Annotated in this window: 9 protein-coding genes; 6 read left to right on the forward strand and 3 right to left on the reverse strand. The window is 34.1% G+C overall.

The window, feature by feature from the left end; translation table 11 throughout:
• The first annotated feature begins 78 nt into the window (after window positions 1-78).
• From CD126_RS02885 to sbcC, 3 genes are all read left to right on the forward strand, one after another.
• Window positions 79-858, forward strand: coding sequence for a hypothetical protein (locus CD126_RS02885; protein ID WP_049405123.1), 780 nt, complete (start codon window positions 79-81; stop codon window positions 856-858).
• 216 nt (window positions 859-1,074) lie between these two features.
• Entirely contained in the window at window positions 1,075-2,202 is a 1,128-nt protein-coding gene (gene sbcD / locus CD126_RS02890) for an exonuclease subunit SbcD (protein ID WP_049405120.1), read from the forward strand.
• Window positions 2,203-2,204: 2 nt separating this feature from the next.
• A complete protein-coding gene (gene sbcC / locus CD126_RS02895; protein ID WP_103370004.1) occupies window positions 2,205-5,231 on the forward strand; it encodes an exonuclease subunit SbcC in 3,027 nt (1,008 codons plus the stop codon).
• A gap of 97 nt (window positions 5,232-5,328) precedes the next feature.
• Here the strand turns inward: sbcC and mscL are convergent, their stop codons facing one another.
• Window positions 5,329-5,694 (reverse strand): large conductance mechanosensitive channel protein MscL, encoded by a 366-nt coding sequence (gene mscL / locus CD126_RS02900; RefSeq protein ID WP_070502563.1) that lies wholly within the window; start codon window positions 5,692-5,694, stop codon window positions 5,329-5,331.
• A gap of 214 nt (window positions 5,695-5,908) precedes the next feature.
• Between mscL and CD126_RS02905 the strand changes: the two genes are divergently transcribed.
• The 3 genes from CD126_RS02905 to menI all read left to right on the forward strand — a co-directional run bounded on the left by CD126_RS02905 (window position 5,909) and on the right by menI (window position 11,401).
• Window positions 5,909-7,552 carry a BCCT family transporter gene (locus tag CD126_RS02905; RefSeq protein WP_103370005.1) on the forward strand — a complete coding sequence of 548 codons (1,644 nt, stop codon included), beginning with the start codon at window positions 5,909-5,911 and terminating at the stop codon, window positions 7,550-7,552.
• A 518-nt stretch (window positions 7,553-8,070) separates the two neighbouring features.
• Complete coding sequence (gene acnA / locus CD126_RS02910; protein ID WP_049405113.1) at window positions 8,071-10,776, forward strand: aconitate hydratase AcnA; 2,706 nt, start codon at window positions 8,071-8,073, stop codon at window positions 10,774-10,776.
• 157 nt (window positions 10,777-10,933) lie between these two features.
• Entirely contained in the window at window positions 10,934-11,401 is a 468-nt protein-coding gene (gene menI, locus CD126_RS02915; protein ID WP_049405112.1) for a 1,4-dihydroxy-2-naphthoyl-CoA hydrolase MenI, read from the forward strand.
• A 473-nt stretch (window positions 11,402-11,874) separates the two neighbouring features.
• On the opposite strand, the gene CD126_RS02920 is transcribed toward menI, so the two are convergent.
• A complete protein-coding gene (locus tag CD126_RS02920) occupies window positions 11,875-12,171 on the reverse strand; it encodes a HesB/YadR/YfhF family protein (RefSeq protein ID WP_049405110.1) in 297 nt (98 codons plus the stop codon).
• A gap of 208 nt (window positions 12,172-12,379) precedes the next feature.
• Entirely contained in the window at window positions 12,380-12,988 is a 609-nt protein-coding gene (plsY, locus tag CD126_RS02925) for a glycerol-3-phosphate 1-O-acyltransferase PlsY (protein WP_049405108.1), read from the reverse strand.
• Between the last annotated feature and the right edge of the window lie 35 nt (window positions 12,989-13,023).

Genomic DNA, 13,023 nt, shown 5'->3' on the forward strand with positions numbered 1-13,023 from the left:
ATATAATGTGGGTAGAGCAATAGTATTGTAAGTTAACTAACTCTATTAATACATTAATTAAAATAGAGGAGAATGATTATGAGCAATCAAGATTTAAAAAATTACCCACGAATTTTAAAAATTGAAGATGATGGGAAAATAATCGCCCTAGATAAAAATGGTAGAGTGAATACCGAACTTAACACACACACTATTAACGATAGTGAAGAATATCGAATATTTGGCAGATTATTATATGATGATTATCGCAGAAATAGCATGAGTCGCTATGAGAGAAACAAAGAAACTTATGATGAGGATCGTCGGATTCAAAGTCGACCAGAAGATTACTATACTGACCGTGATCGAGAACGCGACTGGCAACAACGTGATGAGATTAACAAACGAAAGTCAATGACCAAATGGCTAAGTATCGGTTTAATCATCTTGCTTATCGTGGTAGTTATTTTCGTTGTAAAAGCTTGTACAACTCATGATGATCAACAGAATTCAAATTCAGATAACCAACAAACAGAACAGAAAGAGCCAAGTAACGAAGATAAAGATTACGTTCAGAAACAATCTGACGATATTAAACAACAAATTCAAGAAACTAAAGATAGTATCCAGAACAACAAAGAAGATACTCAGTCTAAATTAGATCAACTTAAACAAAAGATTAATGATTTGAAGTCTAAAACTAATGACGAGCAGTCTCAAAAAGTAGCGAATGACTATCAAGATACTGCCGATAATTTAGATAAAGCACAACAAGAGAGAAACAACGGAAATGAAAGCAAGATGCAAGAAGAGTTAGATAAAGTCAATTCTAAACTCGATGAGATTAAGAACAAAATATCTGAGTGGTTTAATAAATAAAAGTGCTCAATTTAAACAAGCCATTGCATCTTTAACTTAATATATGAGAAAGAGTAGTTCTTTACTTTAGTCCAAGATGATTTAAAGTGAGGCTACTCTTTTTCTATATTTATTGGCTGAGAAATAGTGTAAAATGAGCCACTCAAATTACTTGCTATGATTTGGAAATTGTAATATTATAAAAGCGAACAAACGTTCTGTATAGGAGAGGTTGAAATGAAGATAGTACACACTGCTGATTGGCACTTAGGTAAAATTTTGAATGGAAAGTCATTATTAGAAGACCAAGAATATATATTAAAACAGTTTGTAGAAGAGATGAAAGAAGAACAACCTGAGGTAATCGTTATCGCTGGCGATCTTTATGATACAAGCTATCCCAATAAAGATGCAGTAAAGTTACTTGAACAGACTATTGCTGAATTGAATTTAGAATTAAATATTCCGTTAATTATTACTAATGGTAACCATGATGGTAAAGCGCGATTAAACTATGGAGCAGAGTGGTTTAGTAAATCTAATTTACATATTAGAACGTCATTAGAAGATATCAAGGATCCGATTATTATAAATGACGTTAACTTCTATACATTACCTTTTGCAACACTCGCTGAAATTAAAGACTTCTTAAACGATGACGAAATTCAAACTTATCAACAAGGCATTACCCAATTAATTAACCTTATGACTGAAGATCTAAATAGTAACGAAATTAATATACTGATTGGGCATTTAACAGTTCAAGGAGGCATACGTTCTGATTCAGAAAGAGAAATAACAATAGGTACAGTTGAAGAAGTTAATGAGCGTTATTTCGAAAGTTTTGATCGCGTACTGCTAGGTCATCTTCATCACCCATTTAGTATTAATTCTGAATATATCCAATATAGCGGTTCACTATTACAGTACTCATTTTCAGAGGTGAATCAATCTAAAGGATATCGCATTATTTCAATTAAGGATAACGAGATTAAAGGTTATTTTAAAAAATTAGACCCTCAACGTGAATTAGAAATTGTGAATGGAGACTATGAAGATGTGGTTCAAGAGCGACTACTCGTTAAGAATAAAGATAACTATATGCAGTTTCGATTAAGCCATATGTCCCACGTTACTGACCCTATGTCCATATTAAAAAATATATTTCCTAATACTTTATCCCTAATTAATAATGAAATGAATGAGCAACTCAATCAATTTGAAGTTGATCATACAATGCATCAAAAAAGCGACTTTGAAATCATTAATGAATTCTATCGATATGTCACAGATCAATCATTATCCGACAACCAATCTAAAATTATTACCGATGTGCTTGAAGAAATCGATAAAGGAGAGTATTAATTATGAGACCTTTAAAGCTAACAATGAATAATTTTGGTCCTTTTATTAAAGAACAGATTAATTTCACTCAAATAACTAACAATCAACTGTTTTTAATCAGTGGTAAAACGGGTTCTGGTAAGACGATGATTTTTGATGCGATGGTATATGCGCTCTTTGGCGAGGCTTCTACAAAAGATCGTGACAAAGGAGATTTGCGAAGTCACTTTGCTGATAGAAATGAGGCATTAAAAATTGCTTTCGAATTCAAGCTAGGTACTGAAATTTTTCGAGTGGAAAGACAAGGGAAGTTTACCAAAGAAGGTAATAAAACTGAAACACCTGGACATCTGACTGTTTATAGAAAAACAAATAATGATTATGAGTTAATTGAGAGTACGATTAAAGATGGTAATAAATTTATTAAAGAAAGACTAGGCGTTAATGCTGATCAATTTAGACAATTGTTTATCTTACCTCAAGGCGAATTTAAAAAATTCTTAGTTTCAAGTAGTTTAGAAAAGCAACAAATTTTAAGAACACTTTTTAATAGTCAAAGATTTGAAGTGATACAGAATACATTAAAGGAAAATGTGGATCAAGTACGCAAACAAATTGATGATTTATATCGAAAGCTCCAAGATAATTGGGACGATGTTAATGATTTTAATGATGAAGATTTGCAAGCTTTAAAAAACATTGATGCCAATCAAACGAAGCGGATTGTTGAGGCTATTAAAAATTTTGAGCATCGAGCAAATGATATACTAACGTACTTGTTGCATAATAAAAATGAACATGAAAAAACACTTAATCAACATTTAAAGATATTCGAAGAACAAAAAACGCTTTCACAGAACTATAAAAAGTTATCAGAACACGAAAATCAATATAATAAATTGTTAGAAAGAAAAGATGAAATAGATAAGATTAAACAATATTTAAATGAAATTAATGAAGTTAAATTGCTATCACAATATATGAAACAGCATAAAATTGTATCTAAAAAGATTTCTGATAGTCAAATGAAAATAGATGAAGCTACAAATAAATCAAAACTACAAGAAAAACGTATTCAAGAATATGAAGAAAAATTAAATTCACTTGAAGAACAAAGTGACTACTATAAGCATATTGAAGCTTTTCTAACTGAAAACAAGTTGTTCTTTAAAAATATTGACTCCTATCAACAAGTCTATAAGAACATTAATGAATTAAATGAAAAAATTACCGATTTGAAAAATGAACAAAATGAGATCAATGTTAAGTTAGAAGAGTTGGCGTTTAACATCAAAGATAAAGAACTTAACTATGAGATTATAAATGATTTCAATAACGATATTTATCAATTAAAAGACCAAGAAAGACTTGTTACACAAGAGATTGAAGAGAATTCTCAAAGAGAAAATTTAATTGGTTTACTTTCGAAAGAGAAGAAACGTTTAGAAGAAGTGAATAAAAGTCTAGAAGAAGATTTCAAAAATACGCAAACTAATTTATTGTATTTAGATTTTGATAATTACGAGAAACTCGTTTCAACTCTTCAACAGCAAGTGACAATAGGAGATACTTGTCCTATATGTGGGAATGAAGTTACTGATTTAAGCGAACATATTGATATCGACCAAATGAAAGAAGACCAATTTAAACAGGAGCAAATTGCAAAACAACTTAGTGAATTACAGGAGAAAAAAGGTAAATTATTAAATAGTATTGATAACATTAACCAAGAATTACCTAAGTTAGCTCAGTCTAATAAAACGATGGAAGATGTTCAGAACTTAAAATCAAAGAGAGAAAATCTCGAAGCACGTTTAAAGAAACAAAAGCAACACAATCAGTTTATAGAAAAACAAAAAGAAGAACAGGAAAAATTGATGAACAAACAGCGTAAAATCGAAACAGACTTACTCAATTTTAAACATCAATTTAAATCGGAAGAAACTAAAATCAATGATTTCGAAACAACGACAGAATACAGTGACATAGAACAATTTAAAGAAAGTTATCAATCACATCGGAGTGATTTAGAACAATATTCTAAACAGTTTAATGATACTAAAGACCATGTTAAAGAGGAGAAACAACAACTTGAATTAACTCAAAATAATATTAAGTATCTCAATGATGCCTTTGAAAACTTACAACAAGATAAGCAAGAATTAGATGAGCAAATTAGAAATGAAATGGCACGAGTTGGTTTCGAAACCCAACAAGAAATTGATGAGGCTATTGATAAATCAAAATATCAAACTCGATATGAACAACAAGTAGAGAGTTATGAAAAAGAAAAACAATCTCTTGAAGGCATCATTCAAAATCTTAAAGAAGATTTAAAAGATAAGAAACAATTAGATTTAATAGAAGTTGAAGAGACTTATCAAAAGAGTAAACAACAATTTAATGAAATTGTAGAGAAGTATAATCATCACACGTACAAAGTAGAATTTAATAATCAAAAATTCAAAGAAATTAAATCAATTGTTAATCAATTAGATAATGAATTACAAAATCAAACCGAAATGATACAGCTATCTGATGTAATAACTGGAAAAAATGCAACGAAATTAAAGCTCGAGAATTATGTACTGATTCATTATTTAACTCAAATATTAAGTCAGGCTAATAAGAGATTATCTTCAGTGACTGGCGAGAGATACCAACTTGTAAGAAAACAATCTGTTTCGCAAGGATATAGTGGACTTGAAATTAATGTTTTCGATGCGCATTCTAATAAAGAGAGACATGTTAGCACTTTATCAGGAGGAGAAACTTTCCAAGCTTCTTTAGCACTTGCGCTCGGTTTGAGTGAAGTTGTGCAACAAGAATCAGGGGGTATCGCTTTAGAGTCCATCTTCATCGACGAAGGTTTCGGCACTTTAGATCAAGAAACACTTGATACGGCGCTAGATACCTTATTAAACTTACAGTCTACGGGTAGATTGGTAGGTATTATCTCTCATGTTTCTGAATTAAAACAACGCATTCCACTTATTTTACAAGTTACATCTAGTCAGAGAGAAAGTTACACGAAGTTGATTAAACAGTAATAGAAAAGAGAGGAAATCGCTTATTGATTTCCTCTCCAATATAAATTCAAGTCACTTCGAACCATAGTGTATTCAAGATTATAACTGATTCGTTGTTTTAAATATCTTTCTTTTCGCGAAGTAAATCACGAATTTCAGTTAATAGTACTGTATTCGCTTCTATTTCTTCTTCTTCCTCTTCTTCTTTACGCATTAATGTATTAGCAATTTTAACGAAAATAAATAATGCGAAAGCAATGATTAAGAAGTCAATAACAGATTGGACAAACATACCGTATTTAATACCCATAAACGACCAGCTTTTCGCAAAGTCTACTGTTCCAAAAATAAGTCCGATTAAAGGCATGATAATGTACGTAACTAGCGCTGTGACAATCTTATTGAAAGCTGCTCCCATAACTACAGCTACAGCGAGATCAAGTACATTTCCTTTGAAGGCGAACTCTTTAAATTCCTTTAACATGATTAATTACCTCCAACTAAAAAATAGTTTTAATAGTTTTTTAATTATACCTTATAACTCAAAAAAAGGGAATGCTACATAAAAGTAAATTTGATTAGATTGTGGAGTTTTGTTATTCTATATGATAGCTTATGGAATGGTAGTATTAATTTGTGTCACAAATTAATAATTCTTTTTTGGTTTGACAATTTAATAGGAAGGGGAGTAATTAGTTATGAATTCTTCTAATCAGTACGATAGTAAGAAGAAGATTTCGCCTGTCTTTATATACAGTGCAATAATCGTTGCTATCGTCGTTATATTAGGTGCCGTTTTCCCTGGGAAATTCGGTGAAGTAACGGACACGATTAAGCTATGGATTACTGACAAATTAGGTTGGTATTACTTAATCTTAACAACGATTATTGTATTCTTCTGTATCTTCTTAATCTTTAGTCCTATCGGTAAGTTGAAACTCGGTAAACCTAATGACAAACCCGAATTTAATACAATTTCATGGTTTGCGATGTTATTCAGTGCCGGTATGGGAATTGGTTTAGTATTCTATGGTGCAGCTGAACCAATGGGTCACTTTATCAATCCACCTACAGGTGACGCTAAAAGTGCTCATGCTTATACTGAATCATTACGTGCAACATTCTTCCACTGGGGCTTCCATGCTTGGGCTATTTATGGTGTAGTTGCTCTTGCATTAGCATACGCTCAATTTAGAAAAGGCGAACCTGGTCTTATTTCAAGAACACTTCGCCCAATCTTAGGTAATAAAGTAGAAGGTCCAATCGGAATTATTGTTGACGTACTTGCAGTCTTTGCAACTCTCGTTGGTGTTGCGGTATCTCTTGGTATGGGTGCCCTTCAAATCAACGGTGGTTTACATTACTTATTCGGTGTACCTAATAATGAATGGGTTCAAGCGATTATTATCGTAGTCGTAACTATCCTATTCATTGCAAGTGCTTGGTCAGGATTAAGTAAAGGTATCCAATACCTAAGTAACTTAAATATTAGTTTAGGTGCTATCTTGATGGTTGCAGTACTTATTATTGGACCAACAGTACTTATTCTTAACTTCATGACTAGCTCTATAGGTCACTTATTTAATTCATTCTTACTCAACACATTCGACTCAGCTCCATTAGATGGACAAAAACGTGGTTGGATGACAACTTGGACATTCTACTACTGGGGCTGGTGGCTAAGCTGGAGTCCATTCGTAGGTATCTTTATCGCCCGTGTTTCTAAGGGACGTTCAATCAGAGAATTTATCGCGGGTGTATTACTCGTTCCAGCATTAGTAAGTTTCGTATGGTTTAGTGTCTTTGGTGTGCTAGGTATTCAAACTGGTAAAGCGCATCAAGAATTATTCAAAATGAGTCCAGAAACTCAATTATTCGGTGTGTTCCACCATGTACCAATGGGTATGGCTTTATCCATTATCGCACTAGTATTGATCGGCTCATTCTTCATTACATCAGCCGACTCAGCAACGTTCGTACTCGGTAGCCAAACATCATTCGGTACATTAGAGCCACGTATTACCATCAAGGTATCCTGGGGTATTGCACAAGCCCTTATCGCCTTTATCTTGCTATTAGCAGGCGGTGGCGATGGATCACAAGCATTAAACGCTATCCAAAGTGCGGCGATTATTAGTGCCTTACCGTTCTCTATAGTGGTTATATTGATGATGATTTCATTCTACAAAGACGCAAACCAAGAACGTAAATTCTTAGGCTTAACATTGACGCCTAATAAACATCGTCTTCAAGAATATGTTCAATATCAACAACAGGACTATGAAGATGATATTCTCGAAAAACGTGAAGCACGTCGAAATGCCGAAAAACAAAATAAATAATTTGAGGCACTTAACGGGAGTTACTATCACGTAGCTCCCGTTATTTTTAACTATTTTAAAGTATTTTTCTTATTACATAGTTTGTCAGCGTATTAATGTACTTGTACAACCCTACTGTCTCTACTTTCTTTCAAACAATCTAGCAGAACTCGCCATCCAAATCATACTTTTTAAGCACTAAAGATGAATACACATTATAATAATTCTAATCTGATTCCCGAACATAAACTTCCCGAAATATTGGCTCATATATACGACCTAAATTCAATCCCATGAAAATAGAATTTTACTCATCCAAACGAAAGACTAAAAATAAAATAAGATAAGTGATAATGATTCTCAATTGATAAAAATAACTTATGATAGAGCTGTTTTACGATAAGGAAAAGTTATATATACTGATTGTAAAATCAAAAGGTAAACTAGGCTATTTCTAGCTTTAGACAGTTGTATTCATGAATATATAATTATACAATTTAGTTAAGGCATATAAAAATTAAGGTTCAGGGGGGATAAATATGGCTTCAAATATGAAAGAGCAAGCGAAAAAGACGTTTGATCTTAACGGTAAATCATATACTTACTATGATTTAAGTACTTTAGAAGACCAAGGTTTAACTAAAGTATCTAAATTGCCATATTCAATCAGAGTATTATTAGAATCAGTATTAAGACAAGAAGATGGTCATGTCATTACTGACGAACACATTAAATCTTTAGCAGAGTTTACTCAAGGTGCTAAAGGTGAAGTTCCTTTCAAACCATCACGTGTTATCTTACAAGACTTCACTGGTGTACCAGCAGTAGTAGACTTAGCATCATTACGTAAAGCTATGAATGATGTAGGCGGGGATTTAAACAAGATCAATCCAGAAGTGCCAGTTGACTTAGTTATCGACCACTCTGTACAAGTTGATAGCTATGCTAATCCTGATGCACTAGAACGAAATATGAAATTAGAATTCGAACGTAACTATGAACGTTACCAATTCTTAAACTGGGCAACTAAAGCTTTCGATAACTATAAAGCTGTACCACCTGCAACAGGTATCGTACACCAAGTTAACTTAGAGTACTTAGCTAATGTTGTTCACGTACGTGAAGATGACAATGGTGACGAAGTTGCATTCCCAGATACACTAGTAGGTACTGACTCTCATACTACTATGATCAACGGTCTCGGCGTATTAGGCTGGGGTGTTGGTGGTATCGAAGCTGAAGCAGGTATGTTAGGTCAACCATCATACTTCCCAATTCCAGAAGTAATTGGTGTTAAATTAACTAACGAATTACCACAAGGTTCTACAGCTACTGACTTAGCTTTACGTGTAACTCAAGAGTTACGTAAAAAAGGCGTAGTTGGTAAATTTATCGAATTCTATGGTCCAGGTGTAGTTAACTTACCATTAGCTGACCGTGCAACTATCGCTAACATGGCGCCAGAATATGGTGCAACTTGTGGTTTCTTCCCAGTAGACGAAGAATCACTTAAATACATGAAATTAACAGGTCGTTCAGACGAGCATGTTGATTTAGTTAAGAAATATTTACAAGAAAACAGCTTATTCTTCGATGTAGACAAAGAAGAGCCAGAATACACTGATGTCATCGAAATTGATTTATCAACTGTTGAAGCATCATTATCTGGTCCTAAACGTCCTCAAGACTTAATCTTCTTAAGTGACATGAAGAAAGAATTCGAAGACTCTGTTACTGCTCCAGCAGGTAACCAAGGTCACGGTTTAGATAAGAGTGAATTTGACAAAGAAGCAACAATTAACTTTGAAGATGGCTCTACTGCGAAGATGAAGACTGGTGATATTGCTATCGCAGCGATCACTTCTTGTACGAACACTTCAAACCCTTACGTAATGTTAGGTGCAGGTTTAGTTGCTAAAAAAGCTGTTGAAAAAGGCTTGAAAGTACCTGAGTTCGTTAAGACTTCATTAGCGCCAGGTTCTAAAGTTGTTACAGGTTACTTACGTGACGCTGGTCTTCAAGATTACCTAGATGACCTAGGCTTTAACCTTGTAGGTTATGGTTGTACAACTTGTATCGGTAACTCAGGTCCATTATTACCTGAAATCGAAAAAGCAGTTGCTGAAGAAGATTTACTCGTAACTTCAGTATTATCAGGTAACCGTAACTTCGAAGGTCGTATCCATCCATTAGTTAAAGCGAACTACCTAGCTTCTCCACAACTTGTAGTAGCTTACGCTTTAGCTGGTACAGTAGATATCGACTTACAAAATGAACCACTTGGTAAAGGTAAAGATGGTCAAGATGTTTACCTTAAAGACATTTGGCCTTCAATCAAAGAAGTTGCTGACACTGTAGACAGTGTTGTAACTCCTGAGCTATTCAAAGAAGAATATGAGTCTGTATATAACAACAATGAAATGTGGAATGAAATCGATGTTACTGATAAACCATTATATGACTTCGATCCTAATTCTACTTACATTCAAAACCCATCATTCTTCCAAGGCTTATCTAAAGAACCAGATAGTATTAAACCATTAACAGGTATGCGCGTACTTGGTAAATTTGGAGATTCAGTAACTACTGACCACATTTCTCCAGCAGGTGCGATCGGTAAAGATACGCCAGCAGGTAAGTACTTACTTGAACATGATGTTCCTGTACGTAACTTCAACTCTTACGGTTCACGTCGTGGTAACCACGAAGTAATGGTACGTGGTACTTTCGCAAATATCCGTATCAAGAACCAATTAGCGCCAGGTACTGAAGGTGGCTTCACTACTTATTGGCCAACTGACGAAGTAATGTCAATTTATGATGCAGCTCAAAAATACAAAGCAGACAACACTGGTTTAGTTGTACTTGCAGGTAATGACTACGGTATGGGCTCTTCACGTGACTGGGCAGCTAAAGGTACAAACCTTTTAGGTGTTAAAACAGTTATCGCTCAAAGTTACGAACGTATCCACCGTTCTAACTTAGTTATGATGGGTGTACTCCCATTACAATTCCAAGACGGTGAATCTGCAGATAGCTTAGGTCTTGATGGTTCAGAAACATTCTCAGTTGATATTAATGAAGATGTTAAACCACATGACTTAATCGACGTTAAAGCAACTAAAGAAGATGGAACTGAAGTTGACTTTAAAGCTATCGCTCGTTTCGACTCTAACGTTGAAATGGACTACTACCGTAACGGCGGTATCTTACAACTTGTATTACGTGATAAACTTGCTCAATAATAATGAGTTTTGGACTGGGACTTTCGGGTTCCAGTCTTTTTTTATGTAGAGTAAAGTGACGCAAGGAGAAACTACAGTTTAAAAATTTCTATTCTGTCATAAGCGTATGTTAAAATTTTCATTAGACTAAAAGTGAGTGAAATGAGGAAGTACTAAAATGATTTATAGTATTACTGAAATTCAAGCAAGATATCAAGAAACCGACCAAATGGGTGTTATTTATCACGGAAATTATCCTACTTGGTTTGAAGTAGCAAGAACGGATTATATTAATAAATTAGGATTTAGTTATAAAGATATGGAAGATAACGGTGTTATTTCTCCAGTTACTGAGCTCGATATTAAATATATTAAGTCTGTTACATATCCTGAAAAAGTTAAAATTAAGACGTGGGTCGAAAGATATTCACGACTTAAGTCTATTTATTGCTATGAAGTATATAATCAAGCTGGAGAGCTAGCAACTACAGGCTCTACAACTCTAACTTGCATCCGCAAAGATACTTATAAACCTATCCGTTTAGATCGTACTTTCCCAGAATGGCACGAAGTATATCGTAAGGTAGCAGATCTCAACAAAGAAAGCGTGGATTTCGAAGTTACGAACGGTGTTGAAGAGTTATAAGTTTAAAAAAGCGCTATGACAAAAAGGAGAAATCCTAAATGTCATAGCGCTAGTTATATCAGTTTATTTGATTTGAACGCATTAAGTAATAAACAATGTGCCTAAGTTCAAATTCTTCATTTAAGTTGACTATACTGCGTAACAAGTGAGTTCTAGCTTGTGCATTAGCTCAATTTGACGCTATATACTACGTTAAGTGTAGTTAAGTAGATTATACCTATTAGACTCTAATATAGGCTGACACACGTACACTTGTGCGAACGGTGAAGTTAATGTAAGAAGTTGTATAACCAGTGCGAGCTTGTATTTCACTCGTATATATTAATCTCGTGTTCGCACGCATGTTTCAATGGTCTTAGATTTCTTAATAACCTATAGTGAGCCCCTTCACTTACACCAGACATTTCCTACTCATCAATCTATGCTGTCAGGAACGCGCTCTGTTGTTCAACTTACGCAAAGATTAACTTGAGTTACGTTTCTTCACTGTACGCAATTTCGTCGTGCTCACCTACATCAATTTTCAAATGGTGACCTTCGTAGTACCAAACGTCTTTCTCTGCGATAACGATATTTAATCCGTTATAATTCTCTTCGTAACTAACATCTATATCATCTTTCTTACTTACAGTGAAAGCGGGGCCAAACCCTTGCTTAAGCTCAAACGAACCTCCGTAACGAACGAAGAATTGTACGACTTTATTATCTTCGGGTAATTCTAATTCGTCTTTAAACCATTCTATTGCTTCTTGAGTTAGTTCTATCTTCATCATCTATCACTCCTTTATACATACTCGCTCACATCATTGAGTTGAGTATTTTAAAAGTATAACATCTTGTGTAGCAAAGAATTATATTTCAGACTAATCAGAATATTTTATCGTAAATGATAACTCACTATTTTACTCATCAAGTATAAAGCCATAGAAGTCTTCATCATTTCCACTCCTATGGCTTATCATGTCATCCCTATTAACTTTACATCCATTTTATCTTAGGTTCTTCACCTTTAATAATTCGTACGATATTTGTACGATGTCTAATAATCAGTATAATTCCAACGACGATGCTCATACCAAGTAAGATGTAATTTCCGATGAAGATAGCACCGATAATACAACAAATTGCAGCGATAATACTTGATAATGACACGTATTTCGTTAAGTACAGAATAAAGAAGAAGATTATTGCGAGTGTCAGTAAGAGAATTGGGTGAGTTCCAAGTACTACACCAGCACTCGTCGCAACGGCTTTACCTCCACGGAAACCAAGATAGATCGGATAGACGTGCCCAATGATTGAGAAAACGCCTACAATTAAACCGTTCGTAAAGAATTCACTAATCGGACCTGAACTATGTACAGGTAGCCATAAAGGTAAGAATACAACAATAAATCCTTTAAATATATCTAGAAAAGTAACGACAAAGCCGGCCGGTTTACCGAGCACTCTGAAACTGTTCGTCGCTCCAGTATTCCCACTACCATATTGTCTAATATCTTTTTTGAAAAATAATTTGCCGATGACGAGCCCGCTTGGGATAGCACCAATCAAGTAGCTCAGTATCAACATGATTACTATCATCATTTTACAATCACAACCTTTAATGACGTTAGGATTAT

The organism is Staphylococcus pettenkoferi (assembly GCF_002902685.1).
GTDB classification, from domain to species: domain Bacteria; phylum Bacillota; class Bacilli; order Staphylococcales; family Staphylococcaceae; genus Staphylococcus; species Staphylococcus pettenkoferi.